The 23,149-nt window shown below is 45.9% G+C and carries 19 protein-coding genes; 15 read left to right on the top strand and 4 right to left on the bottom strand.

Annotation, left to right across the window (positions count from 1 at the left end; translation table 11 throughout):
* The first annotated feature begins 217 nt into the window (after window positions 1-217).
* Window positions 218-592 carry a signal peptidase I gene (locus QUB39_RS26235; RefSeq protein ID WP_333056720.1) on the top strand — a complete coding sequence of 125 codons (375 nt, stop codon included), beginning with the start codon at window positions 218-220 and terminating at the stop codon, window positions 590-592.
* Here the strand turns inward: QUB39_RS26235 and galK are convergent.
* Window positions 582-1,661 (bottom strand): galactokinase, encoded by a 1,080-nt coding sequence (gene galK / locus QUB39_RS26240; RefSeq protein ID WP_333056721.1) that lies wholly within the window; start codon window positions 1,659-1,661, stop codon window positions 582-584. The two genes, QUB39_RS26235 and galK, sit on opposite strands and share 11 nt — an antisense overlap.
* A gap of 378 nt (window positions 1,662-2,039) precedes the next feature.
* On the opposite strand from galK, the gene rsmA reads away from it, so the two are divergent.
* Complete coding sequence (gene rsmA / locus QUB39_RS26245) at window positions 2,040-2,861, top strand: 16S rRNA (adenine(1518)-N(6)/adenine(1519)-N(6))-dimethyltransferase RsmA (protein WP_333209787.1); 822 nt, start codon at window positions 2,040-2,042, stop codon at window positions 2,859-2,861.
* A gap of 121 nt (window positions 2,862-2,982) precedes the next feature.
* Here rsmA and QUB39_RS26250 read toward each other — a convergent pair whose 3' ends face one another.
* Window positions 2,983-4,509: an ATP-binding protein gene (locus tag QUB39_RS26250; RefSeq protein WP_333231428.1), complete on the bottom strand. Its 1,527-nt coding sequence runs from the start codon at window positions 4,507-4,509 to the stop codon at window positions 2,983-2,985.
* 90 nt (window positions 4,510-4,599) lie between these two features.
* On the opposite strand from QUB39_RS26250, the gene ispE reads away from it, so the two are divergent.
* The 7 genes from ispE (at window position 4,600) to metH (ending at window position 13,017) form a co-directional block, all read left to right on the top strand.
* A complete protein-coding gene (ispE, locus tag QUB39_RS26255) occupies window positions 4,600-5,577 on the top strand; it encodes a 4-(cytidine 5'-diphospho)-2-C-methyl-D-erythritol kinase (protein ID WP_333259093.1) in 978 nt (325 codons plus the stop codon).
* 183 nt (window positions 5,578-5,760) lie between these two features.
* Window positions 5,761-6,114: a DUF3082 domain-containing protein gene (locus QUB39_RS26260; RefSeq protein ID WP_333056726.1), complete on the top strand. Its 354-nt coding sequence runs from the start codon at window positions 5,761-5,763 to the stop codon at window positions 6,112-6,114.
* A 75-nt stretch (window positions 6,115-6,189) separates the two neighbouring features.
* A complete protein-coding gene (locus QUB39_RS26265) occupies window positions 6,190-6,816 on the top strand; it encodes a DUF488 domain-containing protein (protein ID WP_333209794.1) in 627 nt (208 codons plus the stop codon).
* A complete protein-coding gene (locus tag QUB39_RS26270) occupies window positions 6,794-7,246 on the top strand; it encodes a DUF488 domain-containing protein (protein ID WP_333209796.1) in 453 nt (150 codons plus the stop codon). The genes QUB39_RS26265 and QUB39_RS26270 overlap by 23 nt, the downstream gene beginning before the upstream one ends.
* Window positions 7,247-7,318: 72 nt before the next feature.
* Window positions 7,319-7,999, top strand: a complete 681-nt coding sequence (locus QUB39_RS26275; RefSeq protein ID WP_333231431.1) for a dual OB domain-containing protein — start codon at window positions 7,319-7,321, stop codon at window positions 7,997-7,999.
* Window positions 8,000-8,158: 159 nt separating this feature from the next.
* Entirely contained in the window at window positions 8,159-8,863 is a 705-nt protein-coding gene (locus QUB39_RS26280; protein ID WP_333209800.1) for a hypothetical protein, read from the top strand.
* A gap of 416 nt (window positions 8,864-9,279) precedes the next feature.
* Entirely contained in the window at window positions 9,280-13,017 is a 3,738-nt protein-coding gene (gene metH / locus QUB39_RS26285) for a methionine synthase (protein WP_333270846.1), read from the top strand.
* A gap of 158 nt (window positions 13,018-13,175) precedes the next feature.
* On the opposite strand, the gene QUB39_RS26290 is transcribed toward metH, so the two are convergent.
* A complete protein-coding gene (locus QUB39_RS26290) occupies window positions 13,176-13,799 on the bottom strand; it encodes a hypothetical protein (protein WP_333056735.1) in 624 nt (207 codons plus the stop codon).
* Window positions 13,800-14,068: 269 nt separating this feature from the next.
* The gene (locus QUB39_RS26295) at window positions 14,069-14,395 is read right to left on the bottom strand and encodes a YbjQ family protein (protein WP_172184303.1); all 327 of its coding nucleotides are present in this window, start codon (window positions 14,393-14,395) and stop codon (window positions 14,069-14,071) included.
* A gap of 150 nt (window positions 14,396-14,545) precedes the next feature.
* Between QUB39_RS26295 and QUB39_RS26300 the strand changes: the two genes are divergently transcribed.
* From QUB39_RS26300 to QUB39_RS26325, 6 genes are all read left to right on the top strand, one after another.
* The gene (locus tag QUB39_RS26300; protein WP_333279110.1) at window positions 14,546-15,646 is read left to right on the top strand and encodes a tetratricopeptide repeat protein; all 1,101 of its coding nucleotides are present in this window, start codon (window positions 14,546-14,548) and stop codon (window positions 15,644-15,646) included.
* A gap of 433 nt (window positions 15,647-16,079) precedes the next feature.
* Entirely contained in the window at window positions 16,080-17,777 is a 1,698-nt protein-coding gene (crtO, locus tag QUB39_RS26305; protein ID WP_333056737.1) for a beta-carotene ketolase CrtO, read from the top strand.
* A gap of 617 nt (window positions 17,778-18,394) precedes the next feature.
* Window positions 18,395-19,495, top strand: a complete 1,101-nt coding sequence (locus QUB39_RS26310) for a saccharopine dehydrogenase NADP-binding domain-containing protein (protein ID WP_333056740.1) — start codon at window positions 18,395-18,397, stop codon at window positions 19,493-19,495.
* A 387-nt stretch (window positions 19,496-19,882) separates the two neighbouring features.
* Window positions 19,883-20,233, top strand: coding sequence for a hypothetical protein (locus tag QUB39_RS26315; protein ID WP_333056741.1), 351 nt, complete (start codon window positions 19,883-19,885; stop codon window positions 20,231-20,233).
* Window positions 20,234-20,519: 286 nt separating this feature from the next.
* Complete coding sequence (locus QUB39_RS26320; protein ID WP_333056742.1) at window positions 20,520-21,041, top strand: hypothetical protein; 522 nt, start codon at window positions 20,520-20,522, stop codon at window positions 21,039-21,041.
* A 546-nt stretch (window positions 21,042-21,587) separates the two neighbouring features.
* Window positions 21,588-22,922, top strand: a complete 1,335-nt coding sequence (locus QUB39_RS26325; protein ID WP_333485193.1) for a hypothetical protein — start codon at window positions 21,588-21,590, stop codon at window positions 22,920-22,922.
* Window positions 22,923-23,149: the final 227 nt, after the last annotated feature.

Below are 23,149 nucleotides of genomic sequence, written 5' to 3' on the forward strand. Positions count from 1 at the left end.
AGAGGACTGAAAAACTCATTAGTCGTCTTCAGACGACTTTAGCTTTGAGGCAGGGGTTTCAACCCCTGTCGGACTGTGGGACTATCGGTTGTACGTTAAGTTGACACCTCTGGACTCTTGGAGTGTCCCTACGACACGAGCGATCGTGCGGGATGTCCTTGAGTACAAAACGTAGAGTTGGTGCTCTCAAGCTATTTGTTGTTTACCGGATTAGCTGATGTCATCTCAAGTGATTTTCGGAAATGCGGGCGCTGAAGGTGCAAGTCGGGGCGGTTGGTTTGCGGGTCACTTTATGACGCCGGAAGATGACCCGCGATCGACTTCTGTATTAGAGGTAAAATGGGGCACTCACCCCGCCGGAGATTGTAGGACTCAGTGGGCGGTAAATGCACAAGCCACGACGCTTTCTATCCTGGTAAAAGGCCGGTTTCGCCTGCAATTTCCAGAGCAAGAAATCTTGCTGTCTCGCGAAGGAGATTATGCTCTCTGGCGGCCGGGAGTGCCTCATTATTGGTCTGCGGAGGAGGATTCGGTAATCGTGACTGTGCGGTGGCCTTCCCTACCGGGAGATAGTTCTGGAGTTAAGAATTAACTGGAATTTCGGGAACCAAAACGCGGCCGCTATAACCCGCGCGCTGGTAGCGATCGATCGCCTCGGATGCAATAACACCCGCTTTCCCACTCTCCACCAAGGCTACGCAAGCACCGCCAAAACCTCCGCCCGTCAGCCTTGCGCCGAAGACTCCGGGGATTGACTGCAAGATGGCCGCCAGCGTGTCTACTGCCGGCACCGAAACTTCGTAGTCGTCGCGCTGACTGGCGTGGGAAGCATTCATTAACTCGCCAAAACGTTTGGCTGACAAAGATTTTACTGCTTCTAGCACGCGGTTGTTTTCGGTAACGACGTGGCGCGCTCGTCTTCTCAGAGGTTCCGGTAATACTTCGACAGCTTGGGGATCGGTTATATCCCTAAGAGCTTTAACTCCCAATATCCGGGCGGATTCCTCACACTCGGCGCGCCGCTGGTTGTAGCCGCTTCCGGCTGCTAGTTGGTGGCTTTCGCCACTGTCAATTATTAAAATTTCTGTGTTTGCGGGAAAAGGTATCGGGCGGCATTCGAGGCTGCGGGTGTCGATTAATAGCATGGTGTTGGTGTCTGCTAAACTCGACGCCATTTGATCCATGATCCCACAGTTCAAGCCGGCATATCGGATTTCGGCTAGCTGTCCGATTTGAGCTAGGCGCACGTCGTCTATGGGGAGGTTCAGCAGGGCGCGCACTCCTCTGAGGGTTGCTATTTCTAAAGCGGCGCTGCTGGACAAACCGGCTCCGATCGGCACAGTCGAGGTAATGTAGAGATTTATTGGCGGTATTTTGTATCCTTCTTTTTCTAAAAGTCTGAGGCAGCCACAGATATAAGTGACAAATTTTTGCGGTATGGTATCGTCGTCTGAATAATTTATCAGTTCGTCATATTCTGCTGAATAAAAATGGTGGCGATCGTCGCTGCTGAAACCGATTTGTACTGTGGTGCGCTGGGGAATCGCAGTTGGAAGTACAAATCCATCGTTGTAGTCTGTGTGTTCGCCCAGCAGGTTTACTCGGCCGGGGGCGCTGGCTGTGGTTTTGGGTAATGTACCAAATACTCGTTGGAATTTCATTTTTGGGGAAGTGGTAATTGGTTGTTGGTTATTTGTTATTGGTTATAGCAATCCTAAATCATTTGTAAATTTCTTACTCCCTCCCCTTGATAAGGGGAGGGTTGGGGTGGGGTAAAAAAATTACGACTCCTGCAAAAATTGCTATATTTGTTATTGGTTATTTGGAAAAACAGCTATCCGTGTCTCCGTGACTTACGTGTTGTGCTGTTGGTAATTGGGAAGAAATAAATTTATTTTTTATCGTTTGTCCTTATTATAGTGCCCAAGTTTTTTGGTTAATTCAACCCCTGTTAACAAAAATAAACATGACCGTAGGTTAGGAAAAGATATAGACCTGTGATAGAATGACAGGCTAAGATTTCTCCAAAAATTCAAAAAATGCGATCGACCAGACCCCGGAAACAGTTTGCTCAACATTGGCTCAAAAGCGAGAAAGCCTTAGATAAGATTGTGAAAGCGGCTTCTTTGGATGGCGATCGCGTCCTGGAAATTGGGCCGGGCACGGGGATTTTGACTCGACGCTTGCTACCTGCGGCTGAGTCTGTTGTTGCTGTGGAGATCGATCGAGATTTGTGTCTCAAGCTAGCCAAACAACTCGGCAAAACCGACAATTTTTTATTGCTGCAAGGCGACATCCTGGAAATGGACTTAGAGGCTGAACTAACAGCCTTTCCCAAATTCCAAAATCCCAATAAAGTTGTTGCCAATATCCCTTATAATATTACCGGCCCGATTCTGCAAAAACTGCTGGGAACAATCTCTGTTCCTGCTGCTAAACCCTTCGATGCGATCGTGCTGTTAGTGCAGAAAGAAGTGGCCCAAAGGCTTTACGCTAAACCGGGTTCGACAGCTTTTGGCGCGCTGTCGGTGCGGGTGCAGTATTTAGCAGAATGCGAGTTAATTTGCGATGTGCCGTCTAAAGACTTTTTTCCGCCGCCAAAAGTCGATTCTGCCGTGGTGCGGCTGCTTCCCAGACAGATAGAAACTCCGGCGGTTAATCCGCGCTATTTGGAGAATTTAGTTAAGTTGGGATTTGGTAGCAAGCGCAAGATGCTGCGAAATAATTTGAAAGGGGCTGTGGATTTAGATAAACTCGTTCAATTGCTAGAAGAGTTACAGATAAATCCTCAATCTCGCGCTGAAGATTTAAGCGTGGAGCAATGGGTAAAGTTGAGCAATAATCTTATGTGCGAGGTTTGAAGTTCAGGATTGTGTTAGATACCCGAATGCTTAAATAATTCGGATATCGGGGTATTTCTTAAGTATTTTTTGGTCTGAATACTAATAGTTGAATTTAGGTTTTATGGAAATTTTTAAAGGCTTATTGTAGGCTAATCGGAATTTGAATAATAAATTCTGCACCTTTCCCCGGTGCAGAAATACACTGCAATTCGCCTTTATGCCTTATTGTGATAATTTGATAGCCAATAGATAATCCTAATCCCGTGCCTTTGCCTACTGGTTTAGTGGTAAAAAATGGATTGAATAACTGGTTTTTCACCGATTCGATTATTTCTGGCCCGTTGTTGCTAATTCGGATTTCTACCAATTCACTGTCTGAAAGTTGGGTAGAAATTTTGATGAGGCGGCTATCAGCTTCATTGGCTGCAATCGACTCGCTGTGGCTGTCCTCTTCTAAAGCATCAATAGCATTAGCCAGGATATTCATAAACACTTGATTTAGCTGTCCGGGGTAGCACTCGATTCGGGGTAAATTGCCATATTGTTTGATAACTTGAATATTCGCCAAACCGGGCTTAGCATTCAATCTGCTTTGCAAAATCATCAGTGTGCTGTCAATTCCTTCGTGAACATCGGCTAATTTCATATCGGCTTCGTCATGGCGCGAAAAAACTCGCAGCGACTTGACAATACCGAGAATGCGCTCGGCCCCGTTTTTCATAGAAATTAATATTTTTGGTAGATCATAGATAATAAAATCTAAATCTACAGACTGGAGTTTTTCTTTAAGTGTGGGTAAGGGATTCGGATACTGTTTTTGATAGATATTCACCAATTCTAGCAAACTATCGGCATACTCGCGAGCGTGAGTAACATTCGCGTAAATAAAGTTAATCGGATTGTTGATTTCATGAGCAACCCCAGCGACCAATTGCCCTAAAGATGACATTTTTTCGCTAGGAATTAGCTTTGATTGAGCCTGCTTCAATTCAGACAAGGCTTGTTCGAGCTGTTGAGTTTGAGACTTTAACTCTGCGGTGCGTTCCTCAACTCGAATTTCTAATTCTTCTTTAGCTTTTTTTAGTGCAGCTTCGGCTAATTGGCGATCGACAATTTCAGCTTCTAGGAGTCGGTTGGCCAAGGCTAAATGTTGAGCTTGAGTCTTTAACTCTGCGGTGCGTTCCTCAACTCGAATTTCTAATTCTTCTTTAGCTATTTTTAGTGCAGCTTCGGCTAATTGGCGATCGACAATTTCAGCTTCTAGGAGTCTGTTGGCGGATTCTAACTGTGCGGGACTGGGAAGTGCTAGGGCTTGAGGCATTAAGTCTACCAAAAGTATGGCTGTAGCAAAGGAAATAAGGGCAGTAATTGCTTTCATTGTTCCTGAAAGCCAATAGGTAGGATGCCAAAGTGTCCAGAGTTCAAATATGTGAGTGATGCCACAGGCGACGATAAAGGCTCCAAACAGGGCAAAGATCCAATTAAATGGCAAATCTTCGCGTTTGGAAATAAAATAAACCAATGTAATTGGAATCGAAAAATACGCGAGTGCAATGATAGAATCTGAGGTAAGGTGAAGCCAGACTAACGGGGTATGCCAGAGATAGCAGTGGCCGTGAGGAATAAATGGCCCGGAAGTAAAAAAAGTTTTCCACATTTCCTGCATAATATTTCCTTTGAGTTGTGAGAAAATGGACTCTGACTGGTGTCAATTAATTTCAACCAGGGGTTTCTTTCACCTGCGGCTTAATCACCTATGCGTTCATATTCTCTGCTAGCTTCAGCAAAAATCAATCTGTATCTGGAAATCATAGGCGATCGCCCCGACGGATATCACGAACTGGCGATGGTACTTCAAAGCATAGATTTAGCCGATCGAATTGACTTACGCGCGATCGGTACGGACACGATTCGCGTGCGCTGCGATCACCCGCAAGTCCCTCCTGATAAGAATAACTTGGCCTACCGGGCGGCCGATTTGTTGGCGAAGCAATTCCCCGATGCTTTGGCGAAATACGGCGGAGTCGAGATTGCCATTCACAAGCAGATTCCTGTGGCGGCGGGGCTTGCCGGCGGTTCGGCCAATGCGGCGGCGGTTTTAGTCGGGATGGATTTGCTGTGGCAATTGGGACTTACTCAGTCGGAGTTGCAAGAGTTGGGGGGAACTTTGGGTTCGGATGTGCCTTTTTGCATTGCGGGAGGTACGGCTTTGGCAACTGGTCGCGGGGATAAACTGTCGCCGCTGCCTGATTTGGGTGGCTTTTCTGTGGTGTTGGCCAAGTACCGGAATCTCAGTATTTCTACGGCATGGGCGTATCAAACTTATCGCCAGCAGTTCAGTAGTTCCTATTGTGCAGCGGAAGATTTGGAGTGCCGTCGGCAACGGCTGCATTCGGGCCCGATGGTGGGGGCGATCGCCCAAAAAGATCGATCGAAAATTGGTCAATTGCTGCACAACGATTTAGAAAAAGTTGCTTTACCTGTGTACCCGCAGGTGTTGCAGTTGCGGGAGGCTTTTGAGTCGGCGGGGGTTTTGGGAACGATGATGTCGGGTTCCGGGCCGACGGTGTTTGCGCTGGCGGAGTCTTCAGAGCAGGCTCAGCAGGTTGTGGAACGGGTTAAAAGTGCGATCGCTTCTCCAGATTTGGATTTTTGGGTAGCACCGTTTAGCAATACTGGAATTCAGATTTTTTCGCAGGGAAACGAGACGAAACCGCCGATTTCGAGGGTGTAACTCGAAGAGGGTGCGATCGCCATCGCCCGTTAAACCTGTCTAACAGGCGAGGGTAAAGATTAATCTAACTTTTCGCAGAGTCTATTGAGATCGAAGAACTGATAATATGTCATGCAACACCGATTTTAGTTTTGGTGAATTAACCAGAAATCTAAAATCTAAAATCTAAAATCTAAAATCGCCATGACTGATTTAACTAATCCAAATTCTACTTCTAAACCTCTGAGTTCGGCTGAAGATGCAACCTCTGCATCTTCCACGCCGCCGACGATTTTGCGGTGCGTGATGGGTTCGCTGATCGCGGGCGGGTTTGCGGCTGCTTTGTACGCGCTAACTTTGTCGATCGTCCAAACTTTTGCAAATTCCCCGATTCATTCTGACAATGTGACTGCGATTAATATTGGCGCGGCTGTGAGAACTTTAGTTATGGGGATTGTGGCTTTGGGTGCGGGTGTTTTTGCTTTTGCATCTTTGGGTTTGATGCTGCTGGCTGTGCAACTTGTGATTCAAAAGTTGCTAAAGAAACCTACAGCTTGAAGTCTACCAGTTGCCAGAATTTGGCTACACAAACTTTCATCCGCAAGGCAAAGACGGAATAGTAAGATCGAAGCAATGGAATTATTTACGATCGGGCACTCCAATCTGAGTATTGAAGCGTTTGTTTTGCTGCTGCAACAACACGGAATTACGGCGGTTGCGGACGTGCGATCGCATCCTTTTAGCCGCTATTTACCTCATTTTAATAAATCCGAAATTAAAGTTTCTCTGTCAAGTGTTGGCATTCAATATGTTTTTTTAGGCAAAGAGTTGGGCGCGAGACCAGAGGATTTAAGCTGTTATGATACTAGCGGTAAAGCTTTATACGATCGCATAGCAGCAACTCCTCTATTTTCCGAAGGAATTCAGCGGTTGATCCAAGGCGCAGCCAATTATAAAATCAGTTTAATGTGTGCGGAAAAAGACCCGATTACTTGTCATAGGACTATTTTAGTTTGCCAGAAACTCAGAGAATTTAATTTACAAATTCATCACATTCTTTCCGATGGCAATTTAGAATCGCACCAGCATTTAGAAGAAAGACTTTTGAGCAAGTTTAACAAAGGCAAAAAAAATAATGAGCCAATTCAGCTAAGCTTGTTTGAATTAGAGCCTCAAGTTAAAGAGGAAATAGTAGATTTAGAAACAGCTTATTATCGTCACGGGTTGGACATCGCTTATGTCACAAAAGAAAGCAATTAATTTATTTACAATTGGTTTCACTCAAAAAAGTGCGGAGGAGTTTTTTGGGATTTTGATGCAAGCGGGAGTCCGCAGGGTGATAGATACGCGGCTGAATAATGTGTCGCAGTTGGCGGGTTTTGCTAAGCGGAAAGATTTAGAGTATTTTTTGCGAACCATTGGCAATATTGAGTACGTTCACATTCTGGATTTAGCGCCAACTCAAGATATTTTGGATGATTATAAAAAGAAAAAGGGAGATTGGGATGTTTATGAACAGAAGTTTTTGGAGTTGATGGGCGATCGACAAATTGAACACAAGGTTTCATCGGATATTATGGACTGTGCGTGTCTGCTTTGTAGCGAACCAAAACCTCATAATTGTCACCGCCGCTTAGTTGCTGAATATCTCAGCGATAAGTGGAAAAATGTCACCATTAATCATCTGTAATTTAGGGAAAATACTGTATCATTGTGGGATGAATCTAAAATCTAAAATCTAAAATCTAAAATCTAAAATCGAATGACTCGGATAATTTGTCTCGCTAATTCCTGGAAACGCGGCGACAGGTGCATCGCCGGAATTAATGAGGTTAAAGGTAAGTGGGTGCGTCCAGTTTCTGACTTACCCGATGGTCAGATTCCTAAAGAAATGCGGCAGATAAATAGACTTGAACCCGCGTTGTTAGATGTTCTAGAAATTCCTCTGGCGAAGACGGGGCCAGACTTTGGGTTTGAGTGTGAAAATCTTTCTGTTTTACCGGGAAAATGGCGGCAAGTTGGGAAGGTTCCGCCAGCATATTTGTTGAAATATTGCAATAGTCAAGCATATATTTTACACAACGATTTGCGATATGTTACGGTAGAGTATATGCAGTCTTTGCCAAAAGGCGATCGCCTAACTTTGCAATTAGTCAAAGCAGTAAGATTTACGGTAAAAAAGCTAAGTCAAAGATTTGAAGGTGGTAATAAATGGGAAGGATCTATTGTCACGCAGCATGGTCAAAGATTGACTGCAACAATTACAGATCCGGTGTTTATTAGAAAGTTAGAATTGGGGTATGTACCGCAAAAAGCTTGTTTGGTAACAGTGAGTTTGAGTATGCCTTGGCGGCCCGATGATTGGGAGGGAGATGACCCTTGTTGGAAGTTGATTGCGGGTGTGGTAGAGTTGCCGGAAGATGTTGTTGATGATGAAATTTAGTTTTGACCCAAATGGGCGATCGATTATTTATTTCTTTTTATTTCCCGCAAAAACTCTGTTCATGCTATAATTCTGCGGGACTGTAGCAGAAAGGGGTGCTTTTTGATGAAAGCAGAATTTTATTTTGACTGTCACAAATATATTTGCAGTTTAGTTCAAGTGGATTTTGTCAAAGAATTAAAAATAAAAAATCATCAAGGTTTTGTTTTGGCTGTTAAGCAAGGACAAAAGATTGGACTTTTGGGAAAAAGTCGTCATAATGCTAAACAAGTTGATGTATCTAAGCCACATTTTTATAATGTAATTAAAGCGGCCATGAGCGCTTTGGAATTAGAAACTAAAAATGAGGTTATATTAGAGAGAAATCGAACTATTGCTGATGCCGAAGAAATGATTCAGCAGCAAAACCGAGAAATTCGCGTTCTTAACGAACAGATTAGAATGCTTGGAACTAAGGTTGATGAATTGTCAAGGGAAAAGCAGCAGTTATCCATGCAGCTAGTAGATAAGGAAATCAGAGAAACTGAAATTAGTCAAAAAATTGATGATTTTCCTGCTTGCGAGGAAGATTTAGTGGCGGCGAAAATTGAGCAAGAGATTGGAGAAGTTGAAATTAATGAAAAAATAGAAGAATTGTCGGTTCAAGCTTCTGGGCTAGACGTGCAGTTAATCCCAAATCAACTGAATGCGGAGGAGATTGAGGAAGAGAAAGAAATCAGCAGGGGCAAGGTTGAGACTGTTGATTTAGAAATTATAGAAGAAGTAGAAGAAAATATCAAACAACTAGAAGTTCCAGGAGGCGAAAGTGAAATTAAGCGACTGCCTAAAATAGCGTCTCACAAAAGGATGAGAAAGAAATCTTAATGCTTTAGTTATATAGCAATTCTCGCATCATTTGTCAATTTATTACGGAGTCCCAGCGGGTTCGGAGAGGGTTGGGGTGGGTAAGAATTTACGAGGCATTTAGGATTGCTATATAACTCATTGAATTGTGGCGATCGCATTTTCGCAAAAATCGTCAGCAGTTAAGCGAAAAAATCCCTTGCAACTCGCCGATTTTCCCGCCGCAGCCTCACCCACAACAGCATTTTGACAAGAATCCAGGGCGATCGGTAAAATAACAGGTACGATGGCTACGCCCCGGCCCCGGCCTACGAACTATTGTCAGCCGCATTAAATCCTTCACTAATTAACCATTTGCCAACAGTCACATAAATGTTGACAATATTGCACAATAGATAAAATTGTAAATATATAGCACCTGCGTTTTTTTACCGCTTATGAATAGCAGATTCCTCGATCGACTCCACCACCCCTCACGCCCCGTCATCGTCTTCGACGGCGCGATGGGAACCAACCTGCAAGTCCAAAACCTCACCGCAGAAGACTTTGGCGGCAAAGAATACGAAGGCTGCAACGAATATCTCGTCCACACCAAACCCGAAGCCGTCGCCAACGTGCACCGGGGATTCCTCGAAGCAGGGGCCGATGTCATCGAAACAGACACCTTTGGCGGGGCTTCCATCGTTCTCGCCGAATATGATTTAGCAGACAAAGCATATTATCTCAACAAAACTGCCGCCGAACTCGCCAAGGGTATCGCCGCCGAATTTTCCACAGCAGAAAAACCGAGATTTGTCGCAGGATCGATCGGGCCAGGCACCAAATTGCCAACATTAGGACACATTGATTTCGACACACTCACCGCCGCTTTTGCCGAACAAGCAGAAGGACTTTATGACGGTGGCGTTGACTTATTTATTGTCGAAACTTGTCAAGATGTGCTGCAAATTAAATCAGCATTAAATGCCATTGAAGAAGTATTTAAGAAAAAAGGTGCGCGAATTCCGTTAATGGTATCAGTCACAATGGAAGCCACCGGCACAATGTTAGTCGGTTCCGACATCAGCGCCGCCCTAGCCATTTTGCAGCCGTACCCCATAGATATCTTAGGATTAAATTGTGCCACCGGGCCCGATCGCATGGCCGAACACGTCAAATACCTTTCCGAACATTCACCCTTCGTCGTTTCCTGCGTTCCCAACGCCGGTTTACCCGAAAACATCGGCGGCCACGCGCACTACAAACTCACGCCCATAGAATTAAAAATGGCCTTGATGCGCTTTGTCGAAGACTTAGGCGTGCAAGTCATCGGTGGCTGCTGCGGCACTCGCTACGATCACATTCGCGAACTATCAGAAATTGGCAAAACTCTTAAACCCAAAATTCGCGAAATTACTTGGGAACCTTCCGCCGCTTCAATTTACACCGCCCAACCCTACGAACAAGAGAATTCCTTCTTAATTGTCGGCGAAAGACTCAACGCCAGCGGTTCCAAAAAATGCCGCGATTTGCTAAACGCCGAAGACTGGGATGGTTTAGTAGCAATGGCTAGGGAACAAGTGCGAGAAGGCGCGCACATTCTCGATGTCAACGTGGATTATGTCGGCCGCGACGGCGTGCGAGACATGAAAGAATTAGTCTCCCGCGTTGTGACAAATGCAACTCTCCCTTTAATGCTGGATTCCACAGAATGGGAAAAGATGGAAGCAGGCTTAAAAGTTGCGGGCGGCAAATGTTTGCTGAATTCCACTAACTATGAAGACGGAGAACCGCGTTTTTATCAAGTTTTGGAGTTGGCGAAAAAATACGGCGCGGGCATAGTTATCGGGACGATTGATGAAGACGGAATGGCGAGAACCGCAGACAAAAAATTTGCGATTGCCCAACGCGCCTATAACGCCGCCGTCGCCTACGGAATTCCCCCCCAAGAAATCTTTTTTGACACCCTAGCATTGCCCATTTCCACCGGGATTGAAGAAGACAGAAAAAACGGCAAAGCCACCATCGAATCCATCCGCCGCATTCGCCAAGAATTACCAGGCTGTCACGTAATTTTAGGAGTTTCTAACATCTCCTTCGGCTTGAATCCGGCGGCGCGGCAAGTTTTGAATTCCATGTTTTTGCACGAAGCAATGCAAGCGGGGATGGACTCGGCAATTGTCAGCGCCAATAAGATTTTGCCCCTGGCGAAAATCGACCCCAAACACCAAGAAATCTGCCGTAAACTGATTTACGACGAACGGGAGTTTGACGGCGAAATTTGCGTTTATGACCCCTTGGGCGACCTGACAACGGTGTTTGCGGGCAAAACTACCAAGCGCGATCGTACAGAAGACGCAAGCCTCCCGGTAGAAGAACGCCTCAAGCAGCACATCATCGACGGCGAACGCATTGGGCTCGACATCCAACTCGCCAAAGCATTAGAAACCTATCCGCCCCTCCACATTATCAATACCTTCTTGCTAGACGGGATGAAAGTAGTCGGAGAATTGTTCGGTTCGGGACAAATGCAACTGCCATTTGTATTGCAGTCAGCAGAAACAATGAAAGCGGCAGTTGCCTATCTAGAACCGCACATGGAAAAGTCCGAATCCGGGGACAACGCCAAAGGCACATTCATCATCGCTACTGTCAAAGGCGACGTTCACGATATCGGCAAAAACTTGGTTGATATTATCCTATCAAACAACGGCTACCGAGTGATCAACTTGGGAATTAAACAGTCGGTTGATAATATCATCGAAGCCTACGAAAAGCACAAAGCCGACTGTATAGCCATGAGTGGCTTGCTGGTAAAATCCACCGCATTTATGAAAGAAAATCTGGAAGTGTTCAACCAGAAAGGAATCACGGTTCCGGTAATTTTGGGCGGCGCGGCTTTGACTCCCAAGTTTGTACATGAAGACTGCCAAAATACTTATAAAGGTAAAGTAATTTATGGCAAAGATGCGTTTTCTGACTTGCACTTTATGGACAAACTCATGCCAGCAAAATCTGCTGGAAAATGGGAAGATTTGCAAGGATTTTTAGATGAGATCGGGCAGGATAATGGGGCGGTTAAAGAAGCTAAAGCGGCGCCAGAAATTTCTGTAGAAGAGGCTAAGAAAGCAGACACTCCTGTGGTGATAGATACTAGGCGATCCGAAGCAGTTGCTGCAGATATCGATTGCCCGACTCCTCCTTTCTGGGGAACGAAACTGTTGCAGGGAGAAGACATCCCATTTGAGGAGATTTTCTGGCACTTAGATTTGCAAGCTTTAGTTGCGGGTCAGTGGCAGTTCCGCAAGCCCAAAGACCAATCGCGGGAAGAATACGACGCTTTCTTAGCTGAGAAAGTTTATCCCATCTTGGAAGAGTGGAAACACAAAATTATCACCGAAAAGTTACTGCAGCCGCAAGCAATTTACGGGTATTTTCCCTGTCAAGCTGAAGGTAATTCTTTGCATTTGTACGATCCGGAAATTATGAATGGCGGGCAAACAATAATCAGTGGCGGGCAAACAATAATCAGTGGCGGGCAAACAATAATCAGTGGCGGGCAAACAATAATCAGTGGCGGGCAAGATGCCCACCCCACAAAAGAAAGTGGCACAGGCATCTTGCCTGTGGCTGCAACAGAAAGTGGCACAGGCAAGATGCCTGTGGCTGCAACAGAGAGTGGCACAGGCATCTTGCCTGTGGCTGCAACATTCACATTTCCCCGCCAAAAATCGGCGCGCCGGCTGTGCATTGCCGACTTCTTTGCGCCCAAAGAATCGGGTAAAATCGATGTATTTCCGATGCAAGTAGCGACAGTGGGAGAAATTGCTACAGAGTACGCGCAAAAGCTATTTGCTAACAATCAATATACCGACTATCTCTACTTTCACGGATTAGCGGTACAGACAGCGGAAGCAATAGCAGAATGGACTCACGCGCGAATTCGGCGGGAATTGGGATTTGGTAGCGAGGAACCGGACAACATTCGCGATATGCTGGCGCAAAGATATCGCGGTTCGCGGTACAGTTTCGGCTATCCTGCTTGTCCGAATATGGCGGATCAGTATAAGCAACTGGAATTGTTAAAGTGCGATCGTATCAACCTGTACATGGATGAAAGCGAACAACTTTATCCCGAACAATCAACAACCGCAATTATCACCTATCACCCAGCAGCCAAATACTTCAGCGCTTAATTTATAGGGTGCGCTAGCAGCACCTTTCTCTCGTTTTCCTCGTTTTTATACTCGTTCCCCGGTACAACCTGGGAACGAGAAACCAAATTAAAATAACAAAAAAGCACCTTAAAAAAAGTGCTTTCCTGAATATGAACTTTCCGTGTCTGACGAAACATTTACGAGTAATTCCGGGGAGTGCGTGCACCTGCAGATGCTCCTACCATCGAAGCAACTAAACCCAATAGCGAGCCGAACAAAAATGACCAACCAGCTTTCGCAGCATTACCAGCGATATTGCGAGTATCCTGAGCAGTTACGTTAGGCGCTTGGTTCGGCAAATCGACGCCGCTTTGCTGCGCTTGATTAATTGCTTCTCCCGCATTCGCAGCTATGACGCCAAAAGTGCCGGCCACGCCATTTGCTAACAGCCAAGAGCCGATTGTTAAGGTGGTTGCCCACAAAATTGCTCCGTTCAAAAGCGCTGTGTTGCGGTTCATCGGGCCGCAAGCACGAGCAGTTACCCAACCGCCAACGGCCAAGCTAATTAACAAACTGATAATTGACCAAATTCCGACGCCGGTACCCACGTCTCCTGAAATAGTGCGCGGAGCTCCTGAACCAGCAATGCTGCTCAAGCCGATCGCAGCGCCCAATGCACTTAACACCAGTTGTGTGGCGATCGCAATTACCAAACCCGAAAAAATCGGGCCCCAACGTACTCGATCGTGGTATTCCATCACTGAATTTACCACCACGGGTTCGGTACCAACGTTATCTACAGGTCTATTTACGTATGACATAGGTTTTTCTTTCCTCTTAGAGTTGCTTTAATTTTTAACAATCTTTCACTTAAGCATTGATTGTGGCTGAGATTGATAAAAACTATATCTGCCTGGGGAAATAACCAGTATCTATGTCTGAAGAAAGAAACGAAAAAGTCATCCGCCCCCAGCCACCCGCTATTAGCGAATGACTGATGACTGATGACTCATGAGTGATAACTATTTTATCCCGTTGGAAAAGTTCCCGGATGTATACAGGAAATGCGGACGTATACAGAAAATACAGCTTAACGCAATCTTACAGCCGTTCCAACGGCAGTAATCAGCAGCAAAGCCCCGCTGGAGTCTACATTAATCGTGCCGGTGTCAACTTCCACCCCGATTACGGCATTGGCGCCGAGGCGCTGGGCCCGTTTTTCCAGTTCCGCGAGGGCATCTCGCTGTCCTTTGAGAAACACTTCCTCGTAACTGCCGGTGCGCCCGCCGATGATGTCGCGAATGCCCGCGAAGAAGTCTCGCAGGGCATTGGTGCCGTAGACAACCTCAGCAGTTACAATTCCCAGGTAAGATTGAATTTCTGCTCCTTGGATGATATCAGTTGTTGTTACAATCATCAGTTGGCCTCAATCGCGAAAATTTTGAGTGGGTCTTGTTCTGTAGATTTACTACATCTCGCCACTCAAACATTCCTGGTAAATCATCAGTTGTCAGCTTGTCAAGCTGACAGCAACTCGCTCTTCCATTCCACATACTCTTTGAAACACATGGCCGTGCACAAACAAAGTCTCTTGGTATTCACTACGTTGCTAATAGCAGGATTCGCTGTCACAGCGCCGCAAATAGCGCTCTCAGCAGAAACAGTCGTTCAAGTCAACCCTCAAAATGATTCAAATTTAGATGCTCTGCTGCGACAAGGGCGCGAGTTTGTAGATGTAGGAGACTACAGTAGCGCGATCGCCATTTATCAGGAAGCTGCGCGTTTAGATACGGAAAACCCGCGCATTTTTTCTGGTATTGGCTATTTAGAAGCGCGTCAAGGCAACTATGAAGCCTCAGTAGAATTTTACCAACAAGCGATCGGTCTGGAACCGAACAATGCGGACTTCCAATACGCATTAGGATATGCTATGGCGAATTTACAAAACTACCCCGCAGCCGCCACAGCTTATCGCCGCGCCGCTGCGCTCGATCGCAAAAATGTCAATGCCCGCATCGGTCTGGGAGTGGTACTCTTTCAGCAAAAAGATTACAGCGGTTCTTTTAAAGCATACCAAGAGGCGATCGCCCTCGATCCAAAAAGTTGGCAAGCTTATTCTTCAATGGGTTTAGTATTGATCCAGCAGGGAAGTTTTGCCAGTGCTGTCACCGTGCTCCAACAAGCAGCCGAACTCGCTCCCAAACAAGCAGGTGTCCAGTTAAAATTAGGCACTGCTTTGCTGCGGGCAGGCTATACTTCCGAAGGGCTAGCAGCTTTTGAAGAAGCTGCAAAATTGGAGCCCCGGAATCCAGAAGTGCAGCTAGAAATTGGCGAACTTCTCCAGGATCAAAACGACTTCGACGGAGCGCTTATAGCTTATCAGCGGGCTATTGCGGTACGACCGAATTTAGTGGAAGCACACGCAGGAATCGGGGAAATTCAACTGAAAAAACAAGATTTTTTAGGAGCAATTACCACTTTTAGGCGAGTGATTGGACTCGATCCAAACCGGGCAGAAGCTTATTACAATATGGGTACGGCACTCAAAGCGCGCGCTCGCAAATCCGAAGCAATTGAAGCTTTTAAACAAGCCCTCGACACTTACCGCCAGCAAGGCAACAATGATGGTGTACAAAAAGCTGAGGCTGCGCTCCAGCAACTAAAGTAATATGTCTCAATGTACTAATAGGTAATTGGCTAGCAGTTTTGAGTGTGGAGTAAGTATTTTTCCTAGGGCTTAACTCCTTCCACTCCCCGTCTTGCAAGGAAAAAAGCAATCTCAAAACTGTTTCTCTTCCCTATTCCCAATGCCCCCTTTCCTCTTCCTTCTTCCTTCTTACTTCCTTTGCGTAAATTGTTTAATTTAACGCAGATAAATTTGCCTAAATATAGTACAATATTGGCGCAATTGGAGAAGGGTGAGTGCTCGGTAAGTTTAAGCAGAAATCAGGGCGATCGCACAACAGGATTTTGTCAAAGCTCCCTCTTTTGTAATATGCTAAAAGGGCTTACTGACAATGAATCTATTTCTATTGGTAGAGACAGCCAACTTGTTAACATTTGTAAAATAAGCAAAATATCCTCTCCCTAGAACTTCATCTATGCAAACGTATGATGTCATTATCATAGGCGCAGGTCACAACGGACTCGTCTGTGCATCTTATCTGCTGAAAGCTGGATATACCGTCCTGTTGTTAGAAAAACGTTCGGTTCCCGGGGGCGCAGCAACTACTGAAGCGGCCATTCCCGAATTACCGGATTTTAAATTCAATATGTGCGCGATCGACCACGAGTTTATCCATTTAGGGCCAGTTGTAGAAGAATTAGAACTGGAAAAATACGGTTTAGAATATCTTTTCTGCGATCCAGTGGCTTTTTGTCCGCATCCCGACGGTAAATATTTCTTAGCGCACAAATCCGTTGAAAAAACTTGTGCTGAAATTGCCCGCTACAACGAGCGCGACGCTAAAAAATATGCCGAATATACAGACTTTTGGCAGCGGGCTTTAGGGGCAATGGTTCCGATGTTTAATGCGCCACCAAAATCGATCGTAGATATTCTGGGAAACTACGATATTTCAAAAATCAAAGATTTATTGTCAGTCATCGGTTCACCCGACAAAACGCTGGACTTTGTTCGCACGATGCTCACCAGCGCTGAAGACCTTCTCAACGAGTGGTTTGACGAGGAATTTATCAAAGCACCCCTAGCAAGATTCGCCGCAGAACTAGGCGCGCCTCCTTCGCAAAAAACCCTTGCTGTAGGCGCAATTATGCTGGCAATGAGACACAATCCCGGCATGGCAAGACCGCGCGGTGGGACGGGTGCATTAGTGCAAGCGCTGCTCAATTTAGTGAAAAGTTATTCCGGTGTGGTACTTACCGACCAGCACGTCGAGAAAATATTAGTTGATGATGGTCGCGCTGTGGGAGTTCGAGTTGCCAACGGCACGGAATACCGTGCGACAAAAGGTGTCATTTCTAATATTGATGCTAAGCGCTTGTTTCTGCACTTAATGGACTCCAGCGATGTTGACAGTGCCGACCCGGATTTGCGGGAAAGATTGGAGCGCAAAATTGTTAACAACAACGAGACTATTCTCAAAATAGACTTAGCTCTCAATGAAATGCCCAAGTTCGATCGCTGGAATCATCGGGACGAATATTTAATTGGTTCGGTTTTAATTGCAGACTCGGTAAAACACGTTGAAATTGCTCACAGCGAGCCTTCAATCGGCAGAATTCCCGACTCTGATCCATCGATGTATGTAGTGTTTCCGACGGTACTAGACCCGTCAATGGCTCCCCCCGGACATCATACGGCTTGGATTGAATTTTTTGCTCCTTACCAGATCGAAAATGCTGAAGGAACCGGCCAGCACGGTACGGGTTGGACGGATGAGCTCAAAAACAAAGTTGCCGATCGCTGCATCGATAAATTAGCAGAATACGCGCCAAATATCAAAAATTCAATTATAGGGCGCCACGTGGAAAGTCCGGCAGAATTGGGAGAGCGTTTGGGGGCTTTGAAAGGGAATTATTATCACGTTGATATGACGCTAGATCAGATGATATTTTTCCGTCCTTTGCCGGAGTTGGCGAATTACAAAACGCCGATCGACGGTTTGTTCCTCACGGGGGCGGGAACGCATCCGGGTGGCTCAATTTCGGGGATGCCGGGACGCAATACCGCTCGCGTTTTCATGCACTCGCAGCAGCCTTTCGCGCAGACTTTAGCAGATGCGGCTAATACTCTGAAAGCGAAGGGGAAGTCGGTATTTCGGAGTAATGAGAAGTAAGATTTTTAGCAACCGCAGATGAGGGCAGATAGACGCAGATGAATCACATCTGCGTTTGTTTGTTTGTATTGATTTATCTGTTGGCAAGTGCGATAATTTTTTCTGGTTGATTCCCTGTGAAGGGAAAACGATTTGCGAGCGCTATTAATACCATTTAGTCCTGGACGCATAAATACCAAAGAAACCGGGTTTTTACCAGTTTTAAAGGTCTGGATACAGTATTTTCGCAAAAACCCGGTTTCTGACCACCCCTGCGTCCAGGACTACCCTTTTTAAATCTGGTGCATCTTTCGCGAGCGCTGGCGGTGGTTCACGTTCCCTCTAATCTGTTAAAATATTTTTGCATCCGAGAGCATATTCCATTGATAAAATTCTCAATTCTCAATATTAGAAGAACAAGTTAACGCGGAAGGCATTTTTAAACTTAGTGTCGCAGCCAAACCTCTAATGAAAGCAGAACAGGCAAGTCCCTGGTAGAAGTCGCTCCCCATCGGCATATCAGGGCGATAGCCACCGATCCCCACCATCTCGCATTCTCCTCAATTCATACTTTATGCGGATGAAAACGCCGGCCCCAAGTTGAGAGACTGAGAAGTGGCGTTACCCTTTTTTTAGCGATGGCAAACCGAGTTTTGATTGTCGGCGGCCGAGGACGAATTGGCAGCAGTGTTGCCCAAGACCTTGTTACCCATACCGACGCAGAAATTACCGTTACCGGACGCAACTCTGAAGCCTCTATTGGGCCGGGATTGCCGCCGGATCGGGTGCAGTACCAAACTTTTGATTTAGCGGACAGTGCAGCCCTGCAAAAAGCTGTTTCAGAGTCTAATCTTGTGGTTCACTGTGCGGGGCCTTTTCACTACCGAGACGCTAGTGTACTGAAAACTTGCATAGAAGCAGGTGTTAATTATACTGATGTCAGCGACAGCCGCAGTTTTACTCGCAGAGCTTTAGACTTGCGCGAAACAGCTAAAAATGCTGGAATTACTGCTATTATTAACACGGGGATTTTTCCCGGTGTGTCTAATAGCATGGTGCGGCGAGATGTGGAGCAATTAGATGAAGCAGAAAACATCCATTTGAGTTATGTTGTCGGAGGTTCTGGCGGTGCTGGCGTTACCGTCATGAGAACCACTTTTTTAGGTTTGCAAACTCCTTTTGACGTTTGGGCCGATCGCAAGTGGCAGCAAGTAAAACCCTACAGCGATCGCGAAACAATTGAATTTCCCGCACCCTACGGCAACACAGGCGTTTACTGGTTCGATATGCCGGAAGCAATCACTTTGCCCGAAACTTTCCCCGTCAAATCAGTTGTGACTAAATTCGGTACGTCTCCCGACCTTTACAATCACCTTACCTGGTTTGTTGCCAAGTATTGGCCCGCTAGCTGGCTCAAAAATAACTCTGTGATTGAATTTCTCTCCTACGTCAGTTATGGGATGACCAGTGTTAGTAATAGTTTTAGTGGGGTTGGTGTGGCCGTGCGATCGCAAGTGACCGGTCTCAAAAACGGTCAACCCGCTAAAGTTTGCTCGACAGCGATACACCCTAGTGCAGCAGTCGCTACGGGCCTCGGTACTGGCAGCATAGCTCAATTAATGTTAGAAGGAAAACTGGAAAAACCGGGCGTTTGGTCGGTCGAACAAGCTCTTTCTACTGAGCTATTTGAACGAGCTATGCAGAACAGAAAACTAGACATAGAGCAGGTTGTTTTGTAGTTAGTTAGGTTATTTATAGCAATTTAAAATCTTGGAAAATAGGATTTTTGCCAGAACTGCGAAGACGCGAAAGACGCGCCTAAAAAGAAGAGTCAGGGGCTTCTTAATTGATGGGAAAACCCCTAGATAGGGTTCCTCGCAGGAATTGCGATCGCCCCTGATAGGAGATGAGTTCCGCTTGTATAACTAATCTATCTTTTGGTAGAAGTAATAATAACAAGCAGGCGCTTAAGATATGGGATGTCACGGGAAACATCCCTTTTGGCTCGCTCTAGATGCGGTAGCTGCGACACAGATTGCGATTGAACCAAGGTTGTCAATGTGCGATCGCAGTGAAGGGGCGACAAACACCATAATTTTTGCGGAAAAATACGAGGAGAAGTTGATATGAAGCGGGTTTTAAAAGCTCTAGGACAAACATTGAGCCAAAGCATTTTGCTGGTATGTACCCTGGCGTTCATTGGTTTGCTAAGTCTAGCGATAGTACCCAGTCAGGCTGCTTACGCAGGTCAAGACAGAACTCAGGCGCAGCCAGAAGCTAAAATTACTGACCCCGCAGAAAGTTTCGAGGATCTCAATCCCCAAGCAGCTTACGAAGAAATAGTCAAAACCTCTCAAAATCCTGCAACGGTCGAGAAAGCTTACGACGAAAGCTTAAAGGAGTACAAGGGAGAACACCCGCAAGAAGGCATAGTTCAAAAAGCTGAAGAGTTGATCGAAAAGGTAACTGGCAACTAATAAATCCAGAGATTTATATCTAACTCAAGTTGCTGGTAAATAAACAGCTTCAGTGAATAAACAAGGGAGCCGAGTTTAGAACTCACTTGAACATCACGATCTAGGGTGCGCCTCGGCGCACCTTATCCCTTGAGAGTAGCGTGTAAAACTCGTTTTTGAGTCGAGAAGTATTTGATCGTTTCCTTCCTTTTGAAGCTAGCAGCTTCATCCTTAAGGCAGATGAATAGATATGAATTTAAAAGGTAAATTTAATCATAGTTACAGTTAGATAAAAGGAAAAAATATCATGAGCGATGACAAAAAAACGGTACATGAACCTGATGCTAACCTAGATCCGCTTTCGGGGGAAACCGGGGCTCATCCAGTCGCAACGGGTATTGGTGCGGCGAGTGCCGGTGCTGCGGGTGCTGCGATCGGCGGTGCCATCGGCGGGCCTGTAGGAGCAGTTGTCGGCGCTGTTGTGGGTGCCTTTGGCGGCGGTTTGGCGGGCAAAGGTGTGGGCGAGGCGATCGACCCCACGGTAGAAGATGCTTACTGGCAAAGCAACTACAGTTCCCGTCCTTACGTGGACACGAGCGCGACTTACGAAGACTATCAGCCTGCATACCGCACGGGTTATGAGGGATACACCCGCTATGGCGCTACTGGTAAGAAATACGACGAGATCGAACCGGATTTGCAGCGCGACTACGAAACAAATCGCGGTAAGTCTAATGTGACTTGGGAAAAAGCTAAGCACGCCACGCGCGACGCTTGGGATCGGGTGGAACGGGCTGTTCCTGGCGATATTGACAAAGACGGCCGCTAAGGGCTTACGCCAAGTATTTCTCAGTCTTGGAGACACACAAACTCAAGCATTCCGGTGATTTTTAGCCGGGTACCGGAATCGAGGGAAGTGTTTGATAAAAAAACCCGGCTGCGTTTTGGACTGTTGTTGATAGGTAACACAGTTTTTAACGCGAGTTTAGCGAAGTTTTTGGGGATTTTCAGCCCCTCTCTACATCGGAGAGGGTATTTTTATGCTCCCTTAAAATTGCATTTTTCAGGACGATTTTTCTTTCACAGGGCTGTTCGCTGTGAGAACTCGCTATAGACGTAGAGCCTTTGCTGTGCGTGAGTTTAGCACTCCTAAAAAATGCTTTTTACAAAATCGGGATGCTTCCGTTTGAGATTAACATTTTTTTTTGACTATTAGCCTTAAAATTAAACTTATTCAGGACTGAGGCATCGATTGCATATTTCTGTCATTGTTCGCGATGCGCTTTCTTCAATCGCAGCCGGATCGTAAAGCGTCGGTGGCTTCAATTCCGATAATTGTTAACCTAAATCCTCTCATTCAAAATTGGTATTACTTGTGGATGAAATGTTGGAAAGAGCTTGGACACTCAAGCAAAATTTAATTGACTTTGTGCTGGATGCTGAGGGAGAGTTGGCGGTAGCTTTGGAAGCTTATGCAGCAGCTCGATCGACCGGCGAGCGCTACGATATTGCTCAGCAAAATCAAGTGATTGACAGTTTTACTATCGAAGGTAAAGTCGGAGAGAAAACGCCGATCGACTTATTTGTCGAAAGTCAGCCGGATTTAACCGAGAGCGATCTTAGCTTGCTCGAAAGTTGGGAGCACAGAAGCTTCACTGGCTTATTTGAAATCACTCAACTTTCCCCCGACAGGTTTGAACTGATGAACTGGCTGACGGCTAAGCACTACGTTGTCAAGCCCAACAGTCCTAATTTTCTTGCAGAGATGTCTCGCTTTAAGTTAGGAGAAATCTTGCTGGCTCGGATTGCTCCCCTTACCGATGACTGGTGGATACTTTCGAGCTCTCCCATCCTGAAGGGGAAATTGGGTAAGCCGAAGTTGGCGGTGGCTATCGGCAATTTCAAGCAAAATCACAAAAAGAACCTGTACAGCGATGCGCCGGAATTGTTAGAGCAAGCTTGGCAGTCAGTAGAAAAGTACCATGAAGATTTTACCGAATTTTTTGGAAGTGAGGAAGTAACGCTATCGGGATATCACCTGAATAAACAGTTGGCTGAATTTCAGGAATTTATCACTAAAAAACGCCTAGCTGATATGGGCGTTGATGGAAGTAAATCTCTGGCGGATATCGTTGAAGATGCCGGAGTCGATCGAGAAGAAGTCAAAGCAGCCGCCATCGCCGCAGCAGGTGCTGATGCTAACGCAGTTGAGGTAATGCTCGACAGCAATGCTAGTGCAAAAATGGTAATGCCGAAAGTCGAATTGCCCGATCGCTTCAAGAAAGCCGAACAGGTGAGTGCACTTTCTCATCCTCGCTGGGGACAAACCTTTTTGTCTACTTACGCTCAATTTACTGCACTGCTAGCAGCCGAAGACTTTTCAACCGTTCCCGGTTACGAAAAGCTGGTGCGTAACTATCTCGAAGATCCTGCAATTAATGTCTGGATTTGGCAACGGTTAGCTAAAGTTAATCCAGCGAAATTAGAACAAATTTTGCAAACTGTATTGCAGCGGACTAATTTTCAGATCGATCGCGATTTAGATGCCCTGCTGCAAGAGTTTAAAAAACCCTTAGAACCCGAACTCCCGGAAATTGCCAGCGTTCCCCTGCACCTGCACAACTTATTTCAGGAAGCTTTAGGCGAAGTTAATAAGTCAAAATCCAAGCCACAGGAGAAAAAGAAAAGCTCTAAGGGCTTTAAATCCTGATTTTAGGAACAGGCCGAAAAGCCTGTTCCTAATCTGCCTACTGGCATCACAATCTCTGCACTTCACCGTAAAATTACTTACTCTATCCCATCTAAAATTTCAACTCTAAAATCGATTGACCGAAGTTGAAAAACCCGGAATATTAGTGCGATCGTCCCGCTCGCGAGTTGCAGTGCGAGCGCCCCCGCTCGCGCTGCAACTCGAAAAATTATGATTCCGATGAAGCG

It is taken from the genome of Microcoleus sp. AT8-B5, from assembly GCF_036705565.1.
GTDB lineage: Bacteria > Cyanobacteriota > Cyanobacteriia > Cyanobacteriales > Microcoleaceae > Microcoleus.

Coding starts and splice junctions, on each gene's coding strand:
- QUB39_RS26235 (WP_333056720.1), top strand. CDS start 218: ATGTCATCTCAAGTGATTTTCGGAAATGCGGGCGCTGAAGGTGCAAGT.
- galK (WP_333056721.1), bottom strand. CDS start 1,661: ATGAAATTCCAACGAGTATTTGGTACATTACCCAAAACCACAGCCAGC.
- rsmA (WP_333209787.1), top strand. CDS start 2,040: ATGCGATCGACCAGACCCCGGAAACAGTTTGCTCAACATTGGCTCAAA.
- QUB39_RS26250 (WP_333231428.1), bottom strand. CDS start 4,509: ATGCAGGAAATGTGGAAAACTTTTTTTACTTCCGGGCCATTTATTCCT.
- ispE (WP_333259093.1), top strand. CDS start 4,600: ATGCGTTCATATTCTCTGCTAGCTTCAGCAAAAATCAATCTGTATCTG.
- QUB39_RS26260 (WP_333056726.1), top strand. CDS start 5,761: ATGACTGATTTAACTAATCCAAATTCTACTTCTAAACCTCTGAGTTCG.
- QUB39_RS26265 (WP_333209794.1), top strand. CDS start 6,190: ATGGAATTATTTACGATCGGGCACTCCAATCTGAGTATTGAAGCGTTT.
- QUB39_RS26270 (WP_333209796.1), top strand. CDS start 6,794: ATGTCACAAAAGAAAGCAATTAATTTATTTACAATTGGTTTCACTCAA.
- QUB39_RS26275 (WP_333231431.1), top strand. CDS start 7,319: ATGACTCGGATAATTTGTCTCGCTAATTCCTGGAAACGCGGCGACAGG.
- metH (WP_333270846.1), top strand. CDS start 9,280: ATGAATAGCAGATTCCTCGATCGACTCCACCACCCCTCACGCCCCGTC.
- QUB39_RS26290 (WP_333056735.1), bottom strand. CDS start 13,799: ATGTCATACGTAAATAGACCTGTAGATAACGTTGGTACCGAACCCGTG.
- QUB39_RS26295 (WP_172184303.1), bottom strand. CDS start 14,395: ATGATTGTAACAACAACTGATATCATCCAAGGAGCAGAAATTCAATCT.
- QUB39_RS26300 (WP_333279110.1), top strand. CDS start 14,546: ATGGCCGTGCACAAACAAAGTCTCTTGGTATTCACTACGTTGCTAATA.
- crtO (WP_333056737.1), top strand. CDS start 16,080: ATGCAAACGTATGATGTCATTATCATAGGCGCAGGTCACAACGGACTC.
- QUB39_RS26310 (WP_333056740.1), top strand. CDS start 18,395: ATGGCAAACCGAGTTTTGATTGTCGGCGGCCGAGGACGAATTGGCAGC.
- QUB39_RS26315 (WP_333056741.1), top strand. CDS start 19,883: ATGAAGCGGGTTTTAAAAGCTCTAGGACAAACATTGAGCCAAAGCATT.
- QUB39_RS26320 (WP_333056742.1), top strand. CDS start 20,520: ATGAGCGATGACAAAAAAACGGTACATGAACCTGATGCTAACCTAGAT.